Below are 23,301 nucleotides of genomic sequence, written 5' to 3' on the forward strand. Positions count from 1 at the left end.
TAGGAATAAACCATGAAAAGAGACTTAATTAAAACAATCAGTAAAATTGCATTGGTATTAATACCAACACTTACTTTATCCATGACAGCTTCGGCACATGATCCTAAATTACACGCAGAAAAGCCTGAGAAAGCTGATTGCAGCAAAATGGATCACAGTAAGATGGATATGAACGATACTGTCGCAATGGCTATGATGAAAAAATGCATGAAACAAACAAAGGATTCGAGTAACAAAATGGACGAAAAGATGGATCATAGCAAAATGATGAATGAAAAGATGGATCATAGCAAAATGATGAATGAAAAAATGGATCACAGTAAAATGAATGATAAAGAAGTGAAAAAGGAAGAGCACGACAATCACTAATCGAATGTGAGATAACTCGTAGCCCAAAATCATGGGCTACGTATCTATTTACTCAAGAAGGAAAAAGCGATGAAGTTACTTAAATTATTTGTGCTACTGGCAGTGTTAGGAATAGCAACCATGGCAACAGTAGTTTACTCAGGTATTGTTAATGTGTCTGCCGATGAACCTCATAGCGACCTAGTTTATTGGCTTTTAGAAGAAACGAGAGAAACGTCCATAAAAAAGGCGGCAGAGGATATAAATGTTCCAGATTTAGTCGATCCTGATTTACTTCTCAGTGGGGGTGTTGACTATAACTTTATGTGTGCAAGCTGCCATTTAAAACCGGGCCAAAAAGAAAGTGATATGAGTGTGGGTCTATACCCATCACCGCCCAATTTAACCATTGCTTCTGACAACCATGAAGGTCATGAACATGGGGATGATGCACAAAAAGCTCGTGAAAACTTTTGGGTAATCAAACATGGTATCAAAGCGTCTGGTATGCCAGCTTGGGGCAAAACTCATGATGATAAACGGATTTGGGCAATGGTGGCTTTTGTACAAAAACTACCCGAGTTAACACCAGAACAGTACCAAATATTGACTGCGCTCGATCCCAGCGACAATCAGGAAATGTCTCATTAATGAGCCTAATTGAAGACCAAAACAACTTTTAATGGTTAAAACACTGGAAATAATCATGAAAATAAAATCTTATAGTTTTACTTTGGCATTTATTACCTTAATTGGACTGTGTTTTCCATCATTATCTTGGGCACATGGTGAAGCAAAACACTCCGATTCCTCACCATTTTTTGTGAACACCAACACTGCACCGGCTAAGGTAGTAAGAGCATTTCATCTGGCATTGGAAAATGGAGACAAAGCCAAAGCTCGTTCATTACTGGCCGACGATGTGCTAATTTTTGAAGGGGGCGTTGAACGCTCGGCAGACCAATACGCCAACCACCATATGTTGGCCGATATGAAATATCTGGCTGATGTAGAGACAAAAACCCTCGAGCATCAAGTGAATATAAGCGGGAATATGGCTATGTCCATCACCCGCAGCAAAACCACAGGAAATTATAAAGATAAAGAAGTGGATTACGAAGGATTGGAGACCATAGTGTTAAACCTAAGTAATGGAGAATGGATAATCACACATATTCATTGGTCACGTTAATTCAATACACCCTCGCCCGAGGAACCGGCTTTTTTATGGATAATGCGGGTGACAACTTGCCACACACATTATGCCTACCAAATTAACTTGGGACGACTTATATCCCTGAGTGTTGATGTCGCTTCTACTTAGGCAAATCAGCTACTGACCAGTTTTTCTAACGCGGAAAATGTCAGCCAGTTGGAAGCGCTAAAAAACTGTTTTTATAGTGTCGTCCATATTTTGAATAACTCGTACATTATTATTGCAAAAAATATAGTCAGTTAAAACTCGATATTTTTGCTGGTATTCAACAATAGACAAATTATGTACATAAAATCCCGTAATGAATTTTAACATTTAAGGAGACGTTATACTGCTTGTGTGATCTAACATACTGATAGACATAGTTGATTAAAAAATAGGGAAAACATACGTTCTAAATAAGCTTGTTTCATTCAGTAAATCAAGTCCCTTCGATATATATAAATAATTGATTACATTACAAAAATGTAATCAAACTGTAATCCAATTACCGAGAAAAGTTGATCTGGATCAATTACACTTTTGAGGTAAAAAACTAGTATGTAATTACACAAGACGAAGCGGGTTAGTTTTAAGTGAGAAAGTCATCTATCGCACTATTTTGTATGATTGCTTTGCTGAACAATTCAGTGAGGGCAGATGAACCTGCAACAAAATATAGTTTGCAAGAAGATTATGCGACATCACTTTCTGTTATCACTTCCTTCTTTGAGGAGCCGGTATTTACTCATTCTAAACATGACCAAAATTCAGAAGGTAGTTGCAGTGATTGTTGTAGCGCCGCTTTATTCCCAAGTGACTTGTTCATTGAGCTATCTAACTTAATTTTATATTCAATTGAGCATAGAAAAGGAGATGAAAGTTACTGTTTAACTTCTAGCGTCAAAAATCATATTTCCTCATTATTAGTGCACCCCCCTCAGCGTCATATTTAAGTAAATTAAAGACACTTGAGATTTGAATAAATAATAAGGCTAGGGTGTTCCATCACAAACTTTATAGAGTATTTAGTCAGTAATTGCGCCTACTAGCGACAAAAAAATGATGGGGGAAATGATTGGGTACACAGCTGAAAAAAGCAAAGTGCTTAATAAATACTAGTAGTCGGATCACTCAGTCAGGGAATGTCCTCATTGGTCTACGTAACAGCCTATGGGTTTAATTAATAGTGTATGAATGTGAGTATTAAAAAGCATTTGACCTGTGTCCTACTCACAGGTTTAAAGTTGAGTTAATACCTAAGATTTATTCATAGGATTACTCCGGTTATATGTTTAGCGAGAGGTGAGGAGGTCCAGTTGATGCAAGTCATACAATTAGCGAAAATGCTCGGTGTAAGCCCTGATACAGTGCGGTATTACACCAGAATTGGCTTGTTGGTTCCGAAAAAGTCGATTGAAAATGGATACAAATTTTATAGCTCAAACGAGCAAAATCGTCTTCGGTTTATTTTGAGTGCAAGGGATTTAGGTTTTTCAGTAGATGACATTAAACAGATTTTTCATAAAGCGGATGAGGGTGAGTCTCCTTGCCCAACGGTTAGGCGCTTGATAGACAACCGCCTGCATGAAACTGAACAACGTTTCCAAGACACATTGAGACTCAGAGCAAAAATGCACGCCGCAGTCGAAAATTGGGGCGATAAACCAGATAAAAAACCAAGTGGAAATGTTATTTGCCACTTGATAGATGAATTCACCAAGTCGCCAGAGTGAATATTATTAAATATGAGGATTTATGAATACTGACAGCCAAAAAGAAGGTGCGGGAAGTCCCCACAAATGTTGCCAAATCGAATCAGAACAGCGCAGTGTTAAAACAAATAGTCGCTCTGGAACTTTGGAAGCGAGTTCCACCGGAAACGAAATGATCGAACATGAGTTAATAATTGACGGGGCCAGTTGTGCTAGTTGTGTAAGTAAAATTGAAAAAGCATTGCTGTCAGTGTCTGGCGTGCATTCAGCAGAGATGAACTTCGCTCAGCGAACAGTGCAAGTCAAAACAAATGTGGATGTATCCAAATTAATTCAAGCGGTAGAAAAGGCTGGCTATAACGCCAAGGTATCAACTAGCGAGTCCGAGGAGGAAGCGTTAGATGAAAAAGAGCAAGCCGATTGGCAGTATTATAAAAAACTAATGCGAGATATGACGCTTGCTTTGGCGCTTGGTGTGCCTTTAATGATTTACAGTTTGATTGTCGGTGAAATGACAGTAAATACTGATACAGAAAGGTTAGTCTGGCTGATAGTTGGCTTACTTACACTGGGTGTGATGGTGTTTGCGGGTAAGCATTTTTACATCGGAGCTTGGAATTCACTTAAAAATCATTCCGCTAATATGGACACATTGATTGCATTAGGCACCGGTACCGCATGGTTATATTCCATGGTGGTGGTTTTTGCTCCAGAAATTGTTCCTTTAATGGCTCGCCATGTCTATTTTGAAGCGACTGCCATGATTATTGGTTTGATTAATTTAGGTCTGGCTCTTGAAGTAAAGGCTCGTGGAAAAACCTCTGAGGCCATCAAACGCTTAATTGGCCTCCAAGCAAAAACGGCCAGAGTTATCCGAGATGATAAAGACATCGACATTCCTATTGAAGACGTACTTTTAAACGACCTAATTCGAGTTCGTCCTGGTGAAAAAATATCTGTCGATGGTGATGTGGTTGAGGGGCATACCTCAGTCGACGAATCTATGCTTACCGGTGAACCGATGCCTGTAGAAAAAACTGAGGGTGGGCAGGTGGTTGCAGGCACTATCAATAAATCAGGTTCTATAGTTTTTAAGGCCACTAGAATAGGTAAAGATACTGCACTGGCGCAGATCATCAATATGGTTAAGCGTGCGCAAAATTCCAAACCTCCAATTGGTCGGTTGGCTGACGTTACATCCGCATACTTTGTACCTGTTGTGATGATTGTCGCGGTGATGAGCGCCATGGTGTGGTTGAATTTTGGGCCTTCACCTGCCATCGCCTATGCCATAGTATCGGCGACGACTGTGTTGATTATTGCTTGCCCATGCGCATTAGGACTGGCTACGCCGATGTCGGTGATGGTCGGTGTAGGCAAAGCAGCTGAAGCGGGCGTTTTAATCCGTAACGGTGAGGCATTACAAACAGCGTCAAAGATCACTACCATGGTACTCGACAAGACAGGCACGATTACACAGGGTGCACCTAAGGTAACGGACATTATTATTGCCGGTTCGCAAACTGAAGATGACATTTTACTGTTAGTTGCCAGTCTGGAGGCAGGATCGGAACATCCCCTGGCCATGGCAATTGTTGAATCTGCGACAGATAAGGGTATTTCCCCTAAAAAAGTCACTGACTTTGCCTCACTATCGGGCATGGGTGTACAAGCGACGTTGCAGAACAAAAAGCTGTTGTTTGGTAATGAAAAACTGATGAAACAACAGGGTATTGCTATAGACAAGTTCTTAGACAAAGCCCAACAACTCGCAGCAGATGCAAAAACGCCTATGTATTTTGCCATTGATGCAGAGTTAGCGGCTGTCATTGCCGTAGCAGATCCGATTAAATCGGACTCGATTGAAGCCATTAAGCGTCTTCAGAATAATGGGATCCGCGTTGTTATGTTAACCGGTGACAATCGGATGACCGCCAAAGCGGTTGCTAGCATGGTAGGGATCACCGATTTTGTGGCTGAAGTGATGCCAGAAGATAAAGCCAAGAAAGTCGCTGAATACCAAGCCAATGGCGAAATAGTCGGCATGACAGGTGACGGCATAAATGATGCCCCCGCGCTGGCTCTTGCCAATGTAGGCTTTGCCATTGGAACTGGCACTGATGTGGCCATTGAAAGCGCAGATATCACGCTCATGCGAGGCTCTTTGCATGGTTTAGCCGATGCAATCGCAGTCAGTAAAGCCACTCTTACCAATATTAAGCAAAACCTGTTTGGGGCGTTTATTTACAACGTTGCAGGCGTTCCTTTTGCAGCGGGAGTCCTGTATCCCTTTTTTGGACTTTTACTGAGTCCGGTTATTGCAGGTGCAGCAATGGCCTTTTCATCTCTTACTGTAGTGACCAATGCCAATCGTTTACGTTTTTTTAAAGCCAAAGAACATTAGGAGTTTGAAATTATGATGTGGATTAACTTAGCGGGTTTCGGATTAATATTACTCATTGTCTGGTGGTTTTGGATGTACAAATCGCCCAATGTGGCTATGCAAGATGGAGCGATTGAAATAGTCGTTAAAGATGGAGTATATCAACCATCAATTATCAAAATAGCTGCTAATAAAGACACCGCGATCACTTTTACAAGATTAGATGCGTCATCTTGTTCTGAGACATTGCTGATCCCTGATTTGGATATTACTGCCACCTTACCGTTAAACAAAAAAGTGAGTGTCACCATACCAGCCTCATTACCTGGTCGTTATCAGTTTCACTGCCAAATGAAAATGTACTTAGGTGAATTAATCGTCGAATAATGCAGGCGCAAGGCCTACTCAACTAACGATGTTATACATGATACAAACATAAGATTGGAGAAAGAACATGAGCGATTTAGATCACAGAGTAGGGGTGACGGAGGCAAATTTGGTACTTCGTCATCTAAAACTTAGCAACACCGATGAAGCGAAGGTTAGTGCGATTGTTCGAGATATTGACGCAACGTTTGGTGTCGATGCGGTTTCATTCGAACAAGCCAAACAAACATTGCACATAGGTTATGACGCCACGCATTGTGAGCTAGACGGCCTCGAAAACATAATAAAAATAAATGGTGCTGATATTTCACATGATTGGTGGACAAACTTAAAAGAAGGTTATTACCAGTTTGTTGATGAAAACATCAGAGATAACGCTAAGCATAAGCCTTGGAGCTGCCATGCCAGCCCTCATGTGAATCACTCGAAACATAAATAAACGAGGATATGACATCACTAGCTGTCAGATCCAATTGAAAAATATATTCAATCAACATTGATATTAATTAAAGGAAGAACTCATGGGTGGTTTATTTACGCTATTGCTTTACGCAGGACTATTTTATCTTTTTATGCGCTTTGGTTGTGGTGCACATCTGACCCATGGCCACCATCACGGGCATGGAAAACCTAAAGATAAAGAAATTTTTATTGATCCTGTTTGCGGAAAACAAGTCGCTGATGACGAGGGGTATGGAGAGTTAGTTGACAAAAAATTGTTTCGTTTTTGCTCTAAAGCATGTTTGGAAGAGTTTGATGAAAACAAAGCTGAATTGAGTAAAAAACCAAACACATTACTAGTAAAAGAAGGGCACCAGCATGAAGCATAAAATATCACTTTTCGCCTTTGGGCATGCAACGAGCCTATTTTTACTTATGAGTTTCAGTGTCTGTGTCGGGTTTGGTCTGCTGTTTCCTCAGCAAGCTATGTATGAAGTCTGGTTAACACTCTTACCTGGATTTGAATGGATAAGCTGGAAAAGCTTTTTCTTAGGCGCATTAGAAAGTTACGCATACGGCTGGTTTATTGCACTTATTTGGGTGCCTCTATATAACTTCTTTGGAAGTAAGGCGAAATAATATGAACGAACAAATAGCACATTCAGGGATGTGGGTAATAGCGCTAATCATAATCGTGCTTGTCTCATGGTATATGTATAAATATTTGGCCCCTTCGTCTTGGCATGAATGGGCAGGGGCAGGGGTGGTACAAGCTTTTATAATTGCGCTATATGCAGAAATGTATGGATTTCCATTAACGATTTATTTACTTGCGCGTTTTGGTGGTCTCGACCGAACCGGCCTCAATGCCAATTTGTGGTCTTCTTTGATGGGAATGGGCGAAACAGGGATGATGATCTCAATGATTTTGGGCTACATTTTGCTATTCATTGGCATCGGTATCTTTTTTCAAGGCTGGCGTCAGGTACATCGTGCCAGACAAGAAAATAAATTGGTGACTGATGGACTGTATGCCTTGGCACGTCATCCACAATACACTGGGTTATTTATTGCGTTGTTTGGTGAAGGCGTGGTGCATTGGCCAACACTTTTTTCTGTCGGATTACTACCGGTTATTATCTTTATCTATTACCGACTGTCCAAACGCGAGGAATTAGCGGTAATAAAAGAATTTGGTGAGGAATATATCGAATATCAAAAACGAGTACCGATGTTTATTCCTCGCGTATTGCAATGGAAGTCTTTTGTCGCCCAATCGCGATAAATTCGATAGTGGTTGTTGAACTGCCATATAACTAGCACTAGTCACTTTTGGTGGATATGTTTTATCGGGGGGGACGACCGCTTCTTTGTAATATAAAAATTCAACCTATCAAAATTTGTCGCCGATTTTACGCTGACAATGGCTGCAAATTCGATTTTACGGGTGTGCCCATCCAGGTGACTTGCACCCATCAATTTAGCTGTGCCAGAGCGTCGGCATAGTAATGGCAACGTCGCTGAAATTAGGACTGAAACAATTTAAAGGAGATTTTTCATGGCACAAGAACTACAAAAATTACCGGATATTAAAGTATCAACTAAAAATATTACTTTGGGGATTACCACCGCAATACTACTTTATATGGGGTAAAGCAGTTACTACACCGTGTCTGCCGAATCAGTTGGCGTGTTACAGCGTTTTGGTCATTATCACCAGATAGTTGACCCGGGACTTCATTGGAAAATTCCTTTCGGTGTAGACACAGTAATACAAGTGCCGATCAAGCGTCAATTGAAAGAAGAGTTTGGTTTTGGTACACCCGGAGCTACCTTTGTAAATCAAGTGGCATCCAAGCAACAATGGAATTTAGAAACTACGATTGTCACTGGCGATTTGAATACTGCACAAGTGGAGTGGGTGATTCAGTTTCGAATTGAGAACGCCTTCGACTTTTTATTTAAAGTGCGAGACCCAGGAGAAGCACTACGGGATATTTCGGAGTCGGTAATGCGCGAAGTTGTCGGGGATCGCACAGTGGACGAAGTACTGACCGTTGGACGCCAAGAAATAGAAACGAATGCGCAAATTCAAATGCAGGAGGTCGTTAATTTATATGAAATGGGATTACGCATTGACCAAGTGCAACTTAAAAATGTTAATCCCCCCGATCCTGTTCAATCATCTTTCGATGAAGTGAATGAGGCTCAACAGGAACGAGAGAGAATGATCAATGTTGCCCACGGGGAATACAACAAAGCCGTGCCACGGGCAAGAGGTAAAGCGGATCAAAATATCCAAGCCGCACAAGGTTATGCCATTCAAAGAGTGAATCAAGCACAAGGTGATGCTTCCAAATTTAATGCTTTGCTTACCGAATATGTTAAGGCCCCCGAAGTGACCGAACGCCGCTTGTACTTAGAAACGATGGCGGAAGTGCTACCACAGGTTGAACAAAAAATCGTTCTGGATGTGAAAGCTGGAAACGTACTGCCATTGCTAAACCTAAATAGTCAACAAGGAAACCAATAATGAAAAAGCTACTGATCACATTAGCAGTGTCAATTTTTCTAGGGATAATTGTATTAGTTCAATCCCTCTACAAGATCGATGAAACAGAACAAGTCATCATCACACAATTTGGTAAGCCTATTGGCAACGTCATTTCAGATGCAGGGTTAAAGCTAAAAGTACCGTTTATTCAAACCGTCAATCGAATTGAAAAGCGCATCTTACTTTGGGATGGAGCGGCCAACGATATGCCGACTAAAGATAAGCTCTATATTACTGTTGATACATTCGGACGATGGAGAATAAAAGATCCGTTACAATATTTTTTACGTCTTCGAGATGAGCGTAGTGCTCTATCTAGGTTAGAAGATATTCTTGGCAGTGAGACTCGCAACGCCATTGCCAAACACGAACTAATCGAAATCATCCGCACTAAAAAGGATCGAAAACCAGCCGTAGATCCTTTATTGGAAAATGCAAACATCAGTACGCTTCTTCCAATTACTCGAGGCCGTCGTCAAATCGAACAGGATATTTATGCGGCAGCATCAAATAAACTCTTGGAATTTGGCATTGAGCTGTTGGATATTCGTTTTAAGCGGATCAATTATAACGAAAGTGTGCGCCTGAAAATCTATCAGCGCATGATCAGTGAGCGACAACAAATTGCTGAACGTTTTCGTTCTGAAGGGGCGGGTGAAGCCAATAAAATAATTGGTAATATGGAAAAAGATCTTCGTGAAATAGAGTCGGTGGCATATAAAACAATACAAACAATTCAAGGTGATGCAGACGCTAAGGCAACTGAAATTTATGCTGATTCATATAACAAGTCGAAAGAATCACGTTCACTATACAACTTCGTAAAAACCCTCAAAACTTACCAAACTATTATTGATAAAAATACCACTCTTGTGTTGACGACCGATAGTGCGCTTTACAAACTATTAAGTGATGGAAAAACGGTTGTCGAAAAATGAATCGGCAGCCCATTATGTGTTGTGAATCTTTCATAGAGACATTGATGCAGATAAAACAGAAGTATTTAAGTGGAACTTATATGAATAATAATTTTAATTTTCTCTTAGTCATTTTATTGCGATGGGAAATGGCTTTATGATTGGTGCCGATATTATTGCTTTAACAGGTCAGCTATCTAAATTAGGGGGGAATTTAAACACTTTGACCGCGGGTAATATTTTATGACGAATGACATACCAAGTCTTTCAATTCCCGCTACCCTAATCTCCGGACCAGATTCGATTGAGCTACTCAACAGTGAATGTTTTTGCCTCAGCCTTGATACCAAAGCGCTAAGACAAGCGTTGGAGTCTGAAATTGGCCAACCGGGCCTATTTGATTTAATTCAGCAACGTTGTCCTTATTTATTCGCTACGCGCCCCGTATTTGTCTCTCACGCCAACATGGCACGCATGGAGAAAGTCGTTCATGCGATAGAGTCTGTTGTCGCATTGCCGGCCTATCGTGAAGAAATCTTAGGTGATTCGCAGCACATTGCGAGACATGATCCAGGTGGCGCTAAGGGCGTATTTTTCGGTTACGATTTTCATGTCACTGAAGGCAGTTTTGGGCTGATCGAGATCAACACCAATGCGGGTGGAGCCATGCTCAACGCAGTATTGGCAAGGGCGCACCAGGCTTGCTGTCCGGCCATAGAAAAAATGGTGGGAGCGCAAAAAAAGTCCAGCGCCCTTGAAGACGATATTGTAGCGATGTTCCGCCAAGAATGGTCTCTTTCTGGTCATGATCGTGCGTTGCATAGTATAGCGATAGTCGATGAGAACCCCACACAACAGTATTTATATCCAGAATTTTTGCTCTTTCAGCAACTGTTTCAAAGACACGGATTAGAGGTCGTGATTGCAGACCCGAGTGAGTTCACCTTGCATGACGGTGTGCTTAAGCACGGCAATATGAATATTGACTTGGTATATAACCGACTGACAGATTTTTCTCTTAGTGAGCCTGACAGCGCTACATTGCGTGAGGCTTACCTGCAAAACGCTATAGTGCTCACGCCCAATCCTCAGGCGCATGCCCTGTTTGCGGATAAACGTAACCTTGTGTTGCTTAGTGATCCAATACGGTTACAGGCATTGGGGGTGCCAAAGGCCACACAAGATATTTTGCTTGCCGCGATCCCCCACACTGAGATTGTGCTGCCAGAGAACGAGGAGCGACTTTGGCATGAGCGCCGAAGGCTTTTTTTCAAACCTTTCGCTGGATTTGGCGGTCGAGCTGCCTACCGTGGCGACAAGTTAACTAAGCGTATCTGGCAGGAAATCCTCGCAGGCGGTTATATCGCACAAGCTTTGGTCATACCAGGTAGTCGGGTTATTTCGGATCTCGAACCGGAACAAGTTCTTAAATTCGATTTGCGCAACTACACCTATGACGACAAGGTGCAATGGGTCGCTGCACGTTTGTATCAGGGGCAAACTACCAATTTCCGTACCCTTGGCGGCGGTTTTGCACCGGTCTATGAAGGGCCAATTGATCCTAGTGAAATAATTTGTTCAACCTCTCCCGAATCGGTTGTACAACATGAAACCCGATTGTTTTTAATTGAAGAAAACACCGTAATGCCACTCGAACATGACTTATACCTTGCGCTCGTTCGAGGCAAGTCCACTGCGCCAGAGTTTGCCGGTCGCCGTTTCATATTAGTTGACTGGTATTTACGACTTGTGTGTTGCCAACCGGAAACCGTTGTTAATGAAACCTGTAGTTGGTTGGTATTCGATGCCGAAGGTAGGCTGGACTTTAACGCAGCGCATGAAATTGATGTTGAAACCGCACCAACAGAAGCGCACCGGGAGCAATTGAAGGAATTGCTGTTCGGTGCAGTAGCGGTAATTAACACCAAATAAATTACCGACAGGAGGCTCATTATGCTCATTCAGGAGACTACCTTAGTTAAATAATTTGAGCCGATGGCGTTTGTAAAACTAATTTAGTAAACATTTTCATTCATTTACCAATGGGGTATCCGACATATGGATCATAAACACAACGAAAAGGACAAAGAGTCAATCTCCCTTACTAGTGCAGTTGCGATGGGAACTGGCGTTATGATTGGTGCCGGCATTTTTGCGCTAACTGGTCAAGTAGCCGAATTAGCTGGGCCTTTCTTTCCATTTGCTTTTATTGTCGGCGCTATTATTGCCGGATTTAGTGCTTACAGTTATATAAAAATGTCCAATGCGTGGCCATCATCGGGTGGGGTTGCGATGATTTTACAAAAGTCCTATGGCACTGGCGCGATTGCCGCTGGTGCGGCCTTATTGATGGCACTATCCATGGTCATTGCAGAAAGCCTTGTTGCTAGAACCTTTGCCTCTTACGTTTTGCGGCCTTTCGATATCACTGGTGGTTTATTGGTGCCCATCATATCGGTTGGCGTCATACTTTTTGCATTTGCCGTCAATATGGCTGGAAATCGTTCGGTTGGCTTTCTGTCGTCAATTATGGCGGTTATTAAAATTGGTGGTATTTCCCTGTTTGCCATAGCCGCATTATGGTCGAGTGGATTTCAATTTTCTGCCACCGCTGATTCGACATCTACCTTTAGTTTAACGGGATTTGTCGCTTCAGTGGCACTTACAATTTTAGCCTTTAAAGGTTTTACGACCATCACGAATAGCGGGTCGGAAATCACCAATCCTCATCGAAATATCGGTTTGGCTATCATGATTTCTATTGCATTGTGTGCTGTCGTTTATGTGCTTGTTACATTTGCTGTTGGCTCTAGTCTTTCCATTGAAGAAATCATTTCAGCAAAAGATTACTCCTTGGCAGAAGCGGCAGAGCCAGCTCTTGGTCGCACTGGATTCTATTTAACCATCGTTCTTGCTGCTGTGGCGACTTTGTCTGGCGTATTAGCAAGTGTTTTTGCGGTATCGCGCATGTTGGCCATGATGACTGATATGAAAATGATCCCCCACAGCCATTTTGGGATGTCAGGCTCTATTCGTAAACACACTCTTGTATACGCTGTCGTGATTGCGTCGCTACTGGCCATATTCTTTGATATCGGAAGGATTGCTTCTCTTGGCGCTTTTTTGTACATCGTAATGGACATGATCATTCAATGGGGTGTTTATCGCTATATGAGAAAAGAAATAAGTGCTTCGTCACCGATAATATTGATGGCATTGACATTCGATGCGATTGTTCTTACGGCTCTCACAATCTACAAAATAAACACAGATCCACTCATCGTCATTTATTCAGCAATTGCTATTGTTAGCATATTTTCATACGAACGTTTTTACTTGTCTAAGTGGTACGGTAAAGGCCAAACTGAAACATCTGAGTAGTCAGGTCTGTGATCAAACAATTATCGAAGATAAATGCGATTAAACTAAGGAATAAAATATGCAAGTTGAAACAATTAGAGACGTGCTTAATTGGACTGTTACATTTCATAAAAACTTAAAGGACTGCTTAAAACATTGTTCTGAACAAAATAAAGATGAGCGAGCACGAATGACCCTTGACTACTTATCTGGTCATGAAGCCAGTTTAGAGCGCATTGTGAAGGGGTTTGTAAATACGGCTGATAAAAAGGCACTGAACACTTGGTGTTATGACTATATCGAAAAACACCCCTTTCTTGAGCACGGTCATTGCGACTCACCCTTTAAAGAATTAGATATGACGCACATTATGGAAAAGACAGTAAATCATCACGAGCAAGTGATTGAGTTATACACTCATCTTTATTCTCGTGTCGATATAGACAGTGCAAAAGAGTTACTTGATACGATAAAAGATGTTGAAGAAAATGAAATTAAACGAATGGTACAAGCGGTTAATCGGTTGTCAGACATGTAATTCACGAGAAGCTGGTAATGCTCATTGACCGAGTGACTTTGTCGCCAAATATTAGCTAATATTTGGCGTATATTGCTTCCGTTGATTCAACAATAAGACTCGACATTTTTTACTGATCGTTTGATGCGCCTGATCCGCTCTTTTCTGTTAATTGTTTTTTTTCTGCTTAATAACTTTATTTGGACGATGATCAAAAGAATTGAGATCGGTTGGGTTTTATCAATCCGAACAGCGTCTTTGTGCCCGCGGACATAGTTTCACGACGGCTTCACGCCCAATATAGTCGTTCAACCTTAAATGCTCATCGATTATGATGGCTAAGGTTATGTGCTTGTTGTGTACGAATTACACGCCCAGATTACTTGATAATTCCCGCTTTACTTTCGACACAACAAGTACCTTTACTCAAAACGAATCCTCAGGGCGTGCAATCAAAAAATCGCTGTCTATATTGTTTTCGAAGAGTAAAGGGAGCATAACAAATTTCACTTTAGGAGATTTGTCATGAATGAAATGAAGGGTAAGTTTGCTGCCTTTGTTGGTTTAGATTGGGCAGATAAAAAACACGATGTTTGTGTGCAAGAAGGTAATTTTGAACAGCGTAAATGTCATGTTATTGAACATAAACCTGAAGCCATTGAACAGTGGTTAGCTGAACTACATAAAAAAGTGAAAGGCAATATTGCCGTTGTTTTAGAACTGAACAAAGGACCAATTGTATATGCCTTACAAAAGTATCCATTTGTGACGGTATATCCAATCCATGGTTTAACGTTAGCACGGTATCGAGAAGCCATGTTTCCTAGTGGTGCTAAAGATGATCCATCAGATGCAGAGCTTGCCTTGGATATGATGTTGAACTATCCCAAGAAAGTCATTCCATTAAAACCCAGCAGTGCGGAAACACGCACACTGAATCATTTAGTTGAGCAGCGCAGAACATTAATTGATGATAAGCGACGTCAAGCTAATCGTTTGATTAATGCCTTAAAGCAATACTATCCGCAACCTTTGGAATGGTTCTCACATCGTGACAGTCAGCTGTTTTGTGACTTCTTAATTAAATGGCCAAGCTTGCAACAAGTAAAACGAGCAAGGGCTTCTACTATTGAGAAGTTCTTTAAGTCTTATGGTGGTAATGCGGTTTCAAAAACAGCCAAGAGAATTGACGCCATTAGCGAAGCTCTACCTTTAACTGAGGACGAGGCCGTGATTATTCCCCATCAAATGCTAGTGGTGGCACTGTGCAAACAACTGCTCACGCAAATTGAGAATATCCGCATATACGATAAAGCTATCAATGAATTATTTAACAACATGCCCGATGCTGAGTTATTTAAATCACTACCTGGTACGGGCCCATGTTTAGCTCCTAGATTATTAGCGGCATTGGGTGAAGATAGAAGTCGATTCAATAGTGCACTTGAGATACAAAACTATGCTGGACTATCGCCAGTCACAGAAAGAAGTGGAGAAATGTGTTGGGTACATTGGCGATGGCAATGTGCTTCGTTCGTGAGGCAAAGCTTCATAGAGTGGGCTGCAAAAAGTGTGCATCAGTCTTATTGGGCAGGACTTTATTATGCGAACCAAAAAGCGAAAGGTAAGACGCATCAAAAAGCAGTGAGAGCGCTAGCATACAAATGGGTTCGGATTGTCTATAAGTGTTGGAAAACGAAAACACCTTATGATGAATCAAGATATTTAAAAGTACTAAAAGAGAAAAATTCGCCTCTTTTAGCTGCATAAAATAGTTGTTGAATGACTCAGGGCGTGAAGCGGACCAAACATATTATGGAATCGAACGGCAAAAATACTGACTAATACGATGGACGGCTTTGAGCGTGAAACGGACTGTCAGGTTTCTTTGCACCACGATCTGTTCTACTGTGAAAGCAGCTGATCAAAGAAATTTACAATAATTATAAGCTTAGCCAAAAGCAGACTTTCATAAACGATTGGTTTGCATTAATGACAACATGAGTTCAGGTAAGAAATTTAATATTGCCACCAACCTTTAAACTTTGAAAAATTCAGTAAATCTTAAGCTATTCTAAAGTTAAGAGAGTCATAATAGTTAAAAATGCATCAAAGTGGGTCGGAATGAAAATTTTACTAGTTGAGGATTCCTCTTCACTTCGCAGAAGCCTAAGCATTGGCTTGCAAAATTTAGGTTTTACAGTCGATGATACGTCTGATGGTTCTGAAGGACTTAGCATGGCACTTACAGGTGATTATGACGTGATCATATTGGATATCATGCTTCCTAGTGTTGATGGCCTATCATTGTTGAAAACCTTAAGAAGCAGTCACAAGGATACAAGAGTATTGTTGCTCTCTGCTAAAAGCGAACCTGAGGATCGTGTTAAAGGGTTACTGAGTGGTGCAGATGATTATTTAACCAAGCCATTTTCTTTTGATGAACTGCATGCTCGATTATTGTCTTTATTACGCAGAGGCACCTTACGTAAAGACATTGACAAAATAGAGCTTGCAGGACTAAGCCTCAATTTGCAGCTTAAAAGTCTTCGATTTGGTAAAACACTCATAGATTTAACGCCAAACGAATACAAGATAGTCGAGTGTTTATTCACCAATCAAAATATTGTTGTGACTCCTGAAAAACTGAGTGAACATCTTGCAGGTCAGTATGACGCCATATCAAAAAATTCAATTGAAGCGCATTTGTCTTCAGCCAGAAAAAAAACGAAAATAGCAGGTGGTGAATTGCCTATTCAAACTAAACGCGGTTTTGGTTATATAGTCAGCGAATGAAAACTATTTCGATCCATACTAAGTTAGTTCGTACACTGTCCATCTCAATTACGGCGGTGATGATCATCATTCTATTATTAACAGATATCGCGGTTGATACATGGGTTCATGATGAATTCAAACGTGCCATGCACAACAAGGCAAATTTACTGACAACTTTGGTTGAAGAGAATTCTGAAGGTGTTGAATTTGATTTTGCTGGCGAGTTTATGCCTGAATTTGAGGGGGATAGTGATCCTGAATATTATCAACTGTGGCGTAATGGTGAGACATTTGAGCGCTCGGATACTCTTGATTTATTTTCTGTACATTCGTTTCCTTTTCAGTCATTAAAATTAAACACCAAGCTCATAAAAGATATTATTCTGCCTGATGGCCGAAGTGGTCTAATCCTCTACTACAGTTTTATACCACAGGTCGATTCAGACGAAAGAGAAGGCTTTAAAGCTTATATGAATCAGAGCGGGCAGACACAAAAAACAATGTTACTCGCTTATGCTGTTTCAGCAGAAAAGGTTAACGTACTAATGTTATTGATAGACATCAGTTTTTTTGTGGCAGCGCTATTAGTTAGTCTTATTGTGAGTTCGGTCGTAAAACGCACTGTTGACTTAGGTCTAAAACCTTTGGATGAATTAACCCAAAATTTGTCAACCATCAGTTTGGCAGATAAAAGTGACACATTGACGTTGAATGAAAGAGTCAAAGAATTGCTCCCTATTGAGGACAGTATCAATCATTTTATTACAGAAAATAGAAAACTTTATCTTAAAGAACAAAGAATGACCTCAGATATCGCACACGAGTTAAAAACGCCAATTGCAGAGTTGATCAATTTGGCTGAAGTGTCTGTAAAGTTTCCACTTGATGAAAGCCTATCCAAGACCTTGGCACCAGCAGTGCTTGAGATCAGTCAGAGATTAGAAAAAATTGTGGCAAACATCTTGTTGTTTCATCGATATAATAATCAAGTATTTGAAAAAAATGATGTTTTTGACGTAACTCAAGTTGTGGAGCGACTTGCTGAAAAATATAGAGAGATCAATATAATAAGCCAGCCCGATGTTATGGTCAGCAGTAATTTATTCGCCTTTGAAACTATAATGGTCAATTTGTTAAAAAATGCCTGCCTGTATAAAGCTAAAGACTCGTCAGTCAATGTGGATATTGAAATGCTTTCTGATGCGGGGTTGCAAGTCATTGTCAGCAACGAGTGTTCAATTCCATTGAGTCCAGAGGAATTAACTCACTTATTCGAACCCCTTTGGCAAAAAGACAATTCTCGCACCAGCAATAAAAACTTCGGATTGGGTTTATCTATTGTTAAGACATTTGTACAAGCATTAGGTGGTAGAATTGAAGTTAAACTTGAGCAAAGTATTATTCATTTTAATTTATTTTTACCCATTTGAATCAATTTGTATGGGAGGTAAAACGTTCAATATTTTTCTAGGTAATTGCTAATTTCAGCTTCAATTCAGTTTTTCTCAAGCTGATCTTAAGTCTTGGCTATTAAGCTCTCACTTACTCTACTCCTTTTGCAATTCTGCGTTTTTATTTGTTTTTCACTTTCTGTAAGGTCAATTAACTATGGGAAAATTAGTCAGTAGTAAAGTACCTGAGATTATCGCGCTTTATTGGATAATCAAAATTGCAGCCACAACATTAGGCGAAACGGGCGCTGATATGTTCTCAATGACGCTGCAAATTGGTTACGATTTCACCATTGCATTGTTTCTAAGCCTGTTTATTATTTCATTGTGGTTCAAACTCAAACAAGCAAGCTACACGCCGGTCTTGTATTGGCTTACTTTTACCACGAGTGCGATTGCTGGCACGGCAATGTCTGACTATATAGACAGAACACTAGGCTTTGGTTATTTACAAGGCTCGGTTTTGTTGTTGTGTTTACTGCTTTTTATATTAGCACTTTGGTATTTTAAAGAGGGGTCTTTGTCTGTTGACCAGATCACTAGTTCGAAAGTTGAAATATATTATTGGTTAGCATTTTTAATGGCTAATACTTTAGGCACAGCACTTGGTGACTACATGGCGGATGATTTAACACTAGGATTTTTAACAAGTGCTGGAATTATAGGCGGATTACTTGCTCTGTGTGCCGTTTTACATTATTTCACTAATGCATCCAGCATAATACTTTTTTGGTTGGCATTTGTATTAACCCGACCTTTTGGCGCTACGTTCGGTGATTTTTTAACAAAACCCTACAGCCAAGGAGGTATTGACATTGGCACAATTGGCGCGTCTATTTTCTTTACTAGTGTCCTCATTATTGCCTTAATAATGGAATTAAAAAGGGTGGCTAAACACACGGATTAATGTCAATTTCTGCTCATTTTATTTGAGCATCAACATAGCAGAAATTAGTAATATTTTAAGTAAATAATCAGTATGTTTTCAGCCATTCTTAAGTTTGAATTCCTACCATACAAGCCCTTATTAAGGTGCTTGTATGAATCCCAAATTAATAGCCTATTTTTGTTTTTTCACGTTTTATCACTTTTTCGCTAACGCACAATCCGCCCCTGATAATGCTGATTGTGACCAAACGAACAATGTGCAATTTGACACACATGATATTTTTAATTTAGACGATCCCGACACTATTTTTGTGCATTATTGGGCTAATTTTTTTCATATAAAAACCAAAGCAATAACCTTACTTAATGAAAGTGCTTTTTTCCTTCAAAAATGTGGCATCAATCAAGCTGATATTGCTGAATTAGAACGGCATTTAAGAAAACAAAAATATATCCGAGAAGCCAAAGTTACAAGCTCAGAGAAGAGCAAAATAAAGATTGAAACTTGGGATAACTGGTCTCTCATGCCAACGGTCGATTTTGGTAGAAAGGGCGGTACAAACAAATATGCCATCGGCATTAAAGACAGAAACTTACTGGGTTTGGGCATTGATGCAGAAATTGAATATTTCAGTAACAATCAACGCACGGGTTATAAATTTGATACGCAATTCCCCTTATTTCTTAAGCAAAATTTAACTGCCGCCATCCGCCTTACTAGTAATGACGACGGCAGTTCACAAGCGGTATTTTTGCAAAAAGAGTTTGTCAGCTTTGACACCACACATGCTTACAAAGTGGGATTTGACAACTTTAAGCAAATTGATAGTCAATTTCAAAATGGGACGACTGTAGCAGAGTACAATCATGATAAATCGTATTCGTTGGCACAATGGCAGTGGCTTTCAAAAGATACAGCCACACATACACTGCGTTACGGTATTGGTTATGTAAGAGACAAACATATCTTCACCAATTTGATTGGATTGGAATTGCCTTCAGAAAGCTTTGTGCCAGACAATCGAAAGTTCCAATACCCCTTTATTAGTGCTGAATACCTGCAAAAAGACTATCTGAAGTTGACCAACTTTAATCTCATCAATCAGATAGAAGACTTTAATCTTGGGTGGCATATCTCCGCAATGTTAGGTCGAGATTTCGGTCATTCTGAGCAATCACCTGATGTTATTTGGCAAAGCTCAGTTAGCAAAGGGGTGCGGACTTCGGATCGTGGATATTTATTTTTCGACGCATCGTTTTCGGGGGAGTGGTATTCAAACCAAGTCGCAAAAGATAGGCTCCTGTTCACCTTCTCTACTGAATATTTTCATAAATTCAATGATAACTGGGGTGCTTATTTTAGGAATGCTAATACTCTAAGTAATAATGCCTTCCTCGATGACCCAGTTGCGTTAGGAGATGATTCAGGGGTCAGAGGCTATCCACTGCAATATCAGCATGGCGAGAGAATGTCTCAGTTTACAGCGGAAGCCAGATACTATCCGCATATCAACATATATAAGCTATTTGAATTAGGAGGAGCAGCGTTTTTAGACACAGGAAAAGCCTTCGGTGATAGCCCAGTATCAAACGTCAATCAATCGCAACTTACCTCGGTAGGTTTAGGTTTAAGATTTTTCTCAACACATTCAAGCGACAAAAAAGTCATTCATCTCGATGTAGTTAAGCCCCTTTCAACCGACGTCAATGTCAACGGTGTTGAAGTTCGCATTACCACCAAACAATCATTCTGAAGAAGCCATACCAATGCAGTTAATAAATCGCCTTTCACATATTACTCTGAGCGTTAATCAATTATTGTTTCTAACCTGTGCTTATATCGCTTTGGTTTTGAATATTCCATTTTTCAGCAAAGTAATAGATGCCGTAACTATCAACCAAGATTTTAATGTTTGGTTTTTACTTTCTGTTCCATTGGTATTGTTATGTCTAACTGTGCTTTTTCACAGCATTTTTGCATTCAGACCTTTACTGAAACCTTTTTTAATTTTTTCTGTTTTATTATCGTCATTACTATTTTATGCAACCTATCACTACGGCATTATTTTTGATTATGGTATGGTGCAAAACACAATTGAAACCGATACAGCAGAAGCGTTGTCGTATATCAATGTTTATGCGGTGTGCACATTCCTTGTATTAGGTTTACTTCCTGCGCTGTTAATTTATTTTGTTAAAATTCGCCCAGCATCATTAGTCAGAGAACTGAGCAGTAGAATTCAACTGATAGTTATATCAATCTTAATTTTATCTACTCTAGTTGGTGTATTTTATGTCAACTTTGCTTCTGTCGGCAGAAATAATAGAGAGTTGACCTCATATATAACGCCTTTCAAGCTGTATGAAGCATCGTTCAAATATGTAAACCGTTCATTGAATAATGCAGCGCGACCTTTTCATATGCTAGACGCTAAACCAACGCTCATTTATCCTGTTAAACAGTCAAATGTAACCGTTCTAGTAATAGGTGAGACTGCCAGAGCCAAAAACTACGCGTTAAATGGTTATCATAAACCCACCAACGCACATACTGATGATATTGGTCTTATTTCATTTTCAAATGTGAGTTCTTGTGGCACGGCGACTGCCGTATCGCTACCTTGCATGTTTTCTCGCTTGAACAGGGATGAATACGACAAACATATAGCTGTTTCAGAACAGAACGCCATCGATCTCATTCATCTAGCAGGCGCTGATGTTTTGTGGATAGACAATAACAATGGAGGTTGCAAAGAGGTTTGCTCACGCGTGGAGTCAGTCTTTATTGATGAAAAAAGTCCTAATAGTTTTTGTGATGGTGAATATTGTTTTGATGAGGTTCTACTTGAATATTTGAATGACAAATTAAATAATTTATCGGCAAAATCAACGTTAATCGTACTCCATGTAATGGGGTCACATGGCCCTACCTATTATAGAAGATACCCAAAAGAACATCGTAAATTCACCCCTGATTGCCCTCGCAGTGATATTCAAAATTGCACCAATGAAACACTCATGAATACTTACGACAACACGATTTTGTATACTGATTTTATATTAAGCAAAGTCGTAGAATCACTAGAAAATTTATCAAAATCTAAAAATGTTAATGCATCAATGTTTTATATTTCCGACCATGGGGAATCACTTGGTGAGAACGGCATTTATCTACATGGTTTACCGTATGCATTTGCTCCAACAGACCAAACACATATTCCAATGTTATTCTGGCAAAACAGCCTGACACAGCCATATGATGTCGAATGTATTAAAAATCATTCAAAAGATGAAATTTCACAGGATAACTTCTTCGATATATTACTTGGCATGTTGTCAGTGAAAACTAATGTTTATAAACAGCAACAAGATACCTTCGCTTCATGTCGCAATTAGATTGATATTCAAAAATGGAAACTAATGCAATGCCTACGCAACAAAATAAAACAGTTTTATTTTTTGATGTTAAGTCTAAGCCGAGAGGAATCAAGCGCCTTATTCTAGCAACCAAAAATTCAGCCAGAGCACTGACTTGGTTGTTTAAAAATGAGTCGGCATTTAGGCAAGAATGTGTCGCATTATTTGCCGCGATCCCAGTATCGTTTGCACTCAACATTACGTTAAGCGAACAAATAATACTGATTGGCTCAGTGTTATTCGTGATGTTATGCGAGATAGTGAATACTGCAATAGAAGTTGTCATTGATCGAATAAGTTTAGAAATTCATCCCTTGTCAGGATTAGCGAAAGATTTAGGCTCTGCTGTAGTTTCAATTAGTCTTATATTGGCGCTACTTGTTTGGCTAGTTGTTTGTTTATAAATAGCATCAAACTTACGTTTTATAGGTCAATTTATTATACTTTAAAAAGTTTCTATACATGTGCTTCAGCTAAAAGAGTGCAATTCAGGAATATTTTAAATAGTCCTATCAGGGTAAACTCAACGTCCGTTATCGAGAAAATTTAAAGTTTGTTAGACAAACTCTGATGATCCGCTTTCTGCTAATAAGGTTCGTTTACTGAATGACATGCCAACGGCAGGTAATGGCACATGGCCGATATTCGGCTTCGAGTGAATTGCAGCCATTGGAGCTAGCTTAGCCGAACGACTGCTATGCCCAAGAAAGCGGACGTAGATATTTATTGTGTATTGGTTACTTTATCTAATTTCAATTAGCGAACCATGTACAATTATGAAACCATGTACAATTATGAAACCGTATGCGAACGTAAAACTACAAAACTTGTAGATATTAGTATCACTCTTCAAGCAACTGCAACACCCCACATTCTTTAACTTTTCTATCATCTGTGCATGCCGAAGCCATGTCAGATAAGGTAAGCTTTAGCTCCTCAAGCTCTGCAAT

At 40.0% G+C, this 23,301-nt stretch carries 23 protein-coding genes; all 23 read left to right on the forward strand.

Features of this window, described 5'->3' with window-relative positions; translation table 11 throughout:
• Positions 1-12 precede the first annotated feature (12 nt).
• The 23 genes from ACEN2L_RS18425 to ACEN2L_RS18535 all read left to right on the forward strand — a co-directional run bounded on the left by ACEN2L_RS18425 (position 13) and on the right by ACEN2L_RS18535 (position 22,755).
• A complete protein-coding gene (locus ACEN2L_RS18425; protein WP_441745553.1) occupies positions 13-369 on the forward strand; it encodes a hypothetical protein in 357 nt (118 codons plus the stop codon).
• 69 nt (positions 370-438) lie between these two features.
• On the forward strand, positions 439-999 hold the full coding sequence (locus ACEN2L_RS18430; RefSeq protein WP_441745555.1) for a c-type cytochrome: 561 nt from the start codon (positions 439-441) through the stop codon (positions 997-999).
• A 55-nt stretch (positions 1,000-1,054) separates the two neighbouring features.
• Positions 1,055-1,540: a YybH family protein gene (locus ACEN2L_RS18435; RefSeq protein WP_441745557.1), complete on the forward strand. Its 486-nt coding sequence runs from the start codon at positions 1,055-1,057 to the stop codon at positions 1,538-1,540.
• Positions 1,541-2,139: 599 nt separating this feature from the next.
• Entirely contained in the window at positions 2,140-2,499 is a 360-nt protein-coding gene (locus ACEN2L_RS18440) for a hypothetical protein (RefSeq protein WP_441745558.1), read from the forward strand.
• A 366-nt stretch (positions 2,500-2,865) separates the two neighbouring features.
• Positions 2,866-3,279 carry a MerR family transcriptional regulator gene (locus ACEN2L_RS18445; protein WP_441745560.1) on the forward strand — a complete coding sequence of 138 codons (414 nt, stop codon included), beginning with the start codon at positions 2,866-2,868 and terminating at the stop codon, positions 3,277-3,279.
• Positions 3,280-3,301: 22 nt separating this feature from the next.
• Positions 3,302-5,662 (forward strand): heavy metal translocating P-type ATPase, encoded by a 2,361-nt coding sequence (locus ACEN2L_RS18450; protein WP_441745562.1) that lies wholly within the window; start codon positions 3,302-3,304, stop codon positions 5,660-5,662.
• Positions 5,663-5,674: 12 nt separating this feature from the next.
• Positions 5,675-6,028: a cupredoxin domain-containing protein gene (locus ACEN2L_RS18455; protein ID WP_441745564.1), complete on the forward strand. Its 354-nt coding sequence runs from the start codon at positions 5,675-5,677 to the stop codon at positions 6,026-6,028.
• A 67-nt stretch (positions 6,029-6,095) separates the two neighbouring features.
• Positions 6,096-6,467 carry a hypothetical protein gene (locus ACEN2L_RS18460; protein ID WP_441745566.1) on the forward strand — a complete coding sequence of 124 codons (372 nt, stop codon included), beginning with the start codon at positions 6,096-6,098 and terminating at the stop codon, positions 6,465-6,467.
• Between the two features lie 82 nt (positions 6,468-6,549).
• On the forward strand, positions 6,550-6,858 hold the full coding sequence (locus ACEN2L_RS18465; protein WP_441745567.1) for a hypothetical protein: 309 nt from the start codon (positions 6,550-6,552) through the stop codon (positions 6,856-6,858).
• Complete coding sequence (locus ACEN2L_RS18470; RefSeq protein WP_441745569.1) at positions 6,848-7,108, forward strand: hypothetical protein; 261 nt, start codon at positions 6,848-6,850, stop codon at positions 7,106-7,108. Before ACEN2L_RS18465 ends, ACEN2L_RS18470 begins: the two co-directional genes overlap by 11 nt.
• A 1-nt stretch (position 7,109) precedes the next feature.
• Positions 7,110-7,754: a methyltransferase family protein gene (locus ACEN2L_RS18475; protein WP_441745570.1), complete on the forward strand. Its 645-nt coding sequence runs from the start codon at positions 7,110-7,112 to the stop codon at positions 7,752-7,754.
• A 384-nt stretch (positions 7,755-8,138) separates the two neighbouring features.
• Positions 8,139-9,002 (forward strand): FtsH protease activity modulator HflK, encoded by an 864-nt coding sequence (gene hflK, locus ACEN2L_RS18480; RefSeq protein WP_441745572.1) that lies wholly within the window; start codon positions 8,139-8,141, stop codon positions 9,000-9,002.
• Positions 9,002-9,961, forward strand: a complete 960-nt coding sequence (gene hflC, locus ACEN2L_RS18485) for a protease modulator HflC (RefSeq protein ID WP_441745574.1) — start codon at positions 9,002-9,004, stop codon at positions 9,959-9,961. Before hflK ends, hflC begins: the two co-directional genes overlap by 1 nt.
• 222 nt (positions 9,962-10,183) lie before the next feature.
• On the forward strand, positions 10,184-11,872 hold the full coding sequence (locus ACEN2L_RS18490) for a hypothetical protein (RefSeq protein WP_441745576.1): 1,689 nt from the start codon (positions 10,184-10,186) through the stop codon (positions 11,870-11,872).
• 126 nt (positions 11,873-11,998) lie between these two features.
• Positions 11,999-13,321 (forward strand): APC family permease, encoded by a 1,323-nt coding sequence (locus tag ACEN2L_RS18495; protein ID WP_441745577.1) that lies wholly within the window; start codon positions 11,999-12,001, stop codon positions 13,319-13,321.
• A gap of 58 nt (positions 13,322-13,379) precedes the next feature.
• Entirely contained in the window at positions 13,380-13,838 is a 459-nt protein-coding gene (locus ACEN2L_RS18500; RefSeq protein WP_441745579.1) for a hypothetical protein, read from the forward strand.
• A 504-nt stretch (positions 13,839-14,342) separates the two neighbouring features.
• Positions 14,343-15,587, forward strand: coding sequence for an IS110 family transposase (locus tag ACEN2L_RS18505; RefSeq protein ID WP_441745580.1), 1,245 nt, complete (start codon positions 14,343-14,345; stop codon positions 15,585-15,587).
• Positions 15,588-15,941: 354 nt separating this feature from the next.
• On the forward strand, positions 15,942-16,613 hold the full coding sequence (locus ACEN2L_RS18510; RefSeq protein ID WP_441745582.1) for a response regulator transcription factor: 672 nt from the start codon (positions 15,942-15,944) through the stop codon (positions 16,611-16,613).
• A complete protein-coding gene (locus ACEN2L_RS18515) occupies positions 16,610-18,025 on the forward strand; it encodes a sensor histidine kinase (RefSeq protein ID WP_441745583.1) in 1,416 nt (471 codons plus the stop codon). Before ACEN2L_RS18510 ends, ACEN2L_RS18515 begins: the two co-directional genes overlap by 4 nt.
• A gap of 178 nt (positions 18,026-18,203) precedes the next feature.
• Positions 18,204-18,953 (forward strand): COG4705 family protein, encoded by a 750-nt coding sequence (locus ACEN2L_RS18520; RefSeq protein ID WP_441745584.1) that lies wholly within the window; start codon positions 18,204-18,206, stop codon positions 18,951-18,953.
• A gap of 133 nt (positions 18,954-19,086) precedes the next feature.
• Positions 19,087-20,688: a hypothetical protein gene (locus tag ACEN2L_RS18525; protein WP_441745586.1), complete on the forward strand. Its 1,602-nt coding sequence runs from the start codon at positions 19,087-19,089 to the stop codon at positions 20,686-20,688.
• Between the two features lie 13 nt (positions 20,689-20,701).
• The gene (locus ACEN2L_RS18530; protein WP_441745588.1) at positions 20,702-22,330 is read left to right on the forward strand and encodes a phosphoethanolamine transferase; all 1,629 of its coding nucleotides are present in this window, start codon (positions 20,702-20,704) and stop codon (positions 22,328-22,330) included.
• Between the two features lie 29 nt (positions 22,331-22,359).
• The gene (locus ACEN2L_RS18535; protein ID WP_441745589.1) at positions 22,360-22,755 is read left to right on the forward strand and encodes a diacylglycerol kinase; all 396 of its coding nucleotides are present in this window, start codon (positions 22,360-22,362) and stop codon (positions 22,753-22,755) included.
• Positions 22,756-23,301: the final 546 nt, after the last annotated feature.

The organism is Flavobacterium sp. W21_SRS_FM6 (assembly GCF_052119645.1).
Classification (GTDB): domain Bacteria; phylum Pseudomonadota; class Gammaproteobacteria; order Enterobacterales; family Alteromonadaceae; genus Paraglaciecola.

Coding starts and splice junctions, on each gene's coding strand:
- ACEN2L_RS18450 (WP_441745562.1), top strand. CDS start 3,302: ATGAATACTGACAGCCAAAAAGAAGGTGCGGGAAGTCCCCACAAATGT.
- ACEN2L_RS18455 (WP_441745564.1), top strand. CDS start 5,675: ATGATGTGGATTAACTTAGCGGGTTTCGGATTAATATTACTCATTGTC.
- ACEN2L_RS18475 (WP_441745570.1), top strand. CDS start 7,110: ATGAACGAACAAATAGCACATTCAGGGATGTGGGTAATAGCGCTAATC.
- hflC (WP_441745574.1), top strand. CDS start 9,002: ATGAAAAAGCTACTGATCACATTAGCAGTGTCAATTTTTCTAGGGATA.
- ACEN2L_RS18505 (WP_441745580.1), top strand. CDS start 14,343: ATGAATGAAATGAAGGGTAAGTTTGCTGCCTTTGTTGGTTTAGATTGG.
- ACEN2L_RS18520 (WP_441745584.1), top strand. CDS start 18,204: ATGGGAAAATTAGTCAGTAGTAAAGTACCTGAGATTATCGCGCTTTAT.
- ACEN2L_RS18500 (WP_441745579.1), top strand. CDS start 13,380: ATGCAAGTTGAAACAATTAGAGACGTGCTTAATTGGACTGTTACATTT.
- ACEN2L_RS18435 (WP_441745557.1), top strand. CDS start 1,055: ATGAAAATAAAATCTTATAGTTTTACTTTGGCATTTATTACCTTAATT.
- ACEN2L_RS18460 (WP_441745566.1), top strand. CDS start 6,096: ATGAGCGATTTAGATCACAGAGTAGGGGTGACGGAGGCAAATTTGGTA.
- ACEN2L_RS18490 (WP_441745576.1), top strand. CDS start 10,184: ATGACGAATGACATACCAAGTCTTTCAATTCCCGCTACCCTAATCTCC.
- ACEN2L_RS18470 (WP_441745569.1), top strand. CDS start 6,848: ATGAAGCATAAAATATCACTTTTCGCCTTTGGGCATGCAACGAGCCTA.
- ACEN2L_RS18525 (WP_441745586.1), top strand. CDS start 19,087: ATGAATCCCAAATTAATAGCCTATTTTTGTTTTTTCACGTTTTATCAC.
- ACEN2L_RS18495 (WP_441745577.1), top strand. CDS start 11,999: ATGGATCATAAACACAACGAAAAGGACAAAGAGTCAATCTCCCTTACT.
- ACEN2L_RS18535 (WP_441745589.1), top strand. CDS start 22,360: ATGCCTACGCAACAAAATAAAACAGTTTTATTTTTTGATGTTAAGTCT.
- ACEN2L_RS18425 (WP_441745553.1), top strand. CDS start 13: ATGAAAAGAGACTTAATTAAAACAATCAGTAAAATTGCATTGGTATTA.
- ACEN2L_RS18515 (WP_441745583.1), top strand. CDS start 16,610: ATGAAAACTATTTCGATCCATACTAAGTTAGTTCGTACACTGTCCATC.
- ACEN2L_RS18510 (WP_441745582.1), top strand. CDS start 15,942: ATGAAAATTTTACTAGTTGAGGATTCCTCTTCACTTCGCAGAAGCCTA.
- ACEN2L_RS18465 (WP_441745567.1), top strand. CDS start 6,550: ATGGGTGGTTTATTTACGCTATTGCTTTACGCAGGACTATTTTATCTT.
- ACEN2L_RS18530 (WP_441745588.1), top strand. CDS start 20,702: ATGCAGTTAATAAATCGCCTTTCACATATTACTCTGAGCGTTAATCAA.
- ACEN2L_RS18445 (WP_441745560.1), top strand. CDS start 2,866: ATGCAAGTCATACAATTAGCGAAAATGCTCGGTGTAAGCCCTGATACA.
- ACEN2L_RS18430 (WP_441745555.1), top strand. CDS start 439: ATGAAGTTACTTAAATTATTTGTGCTACTGGCAGTGTTAGGAATAGCA.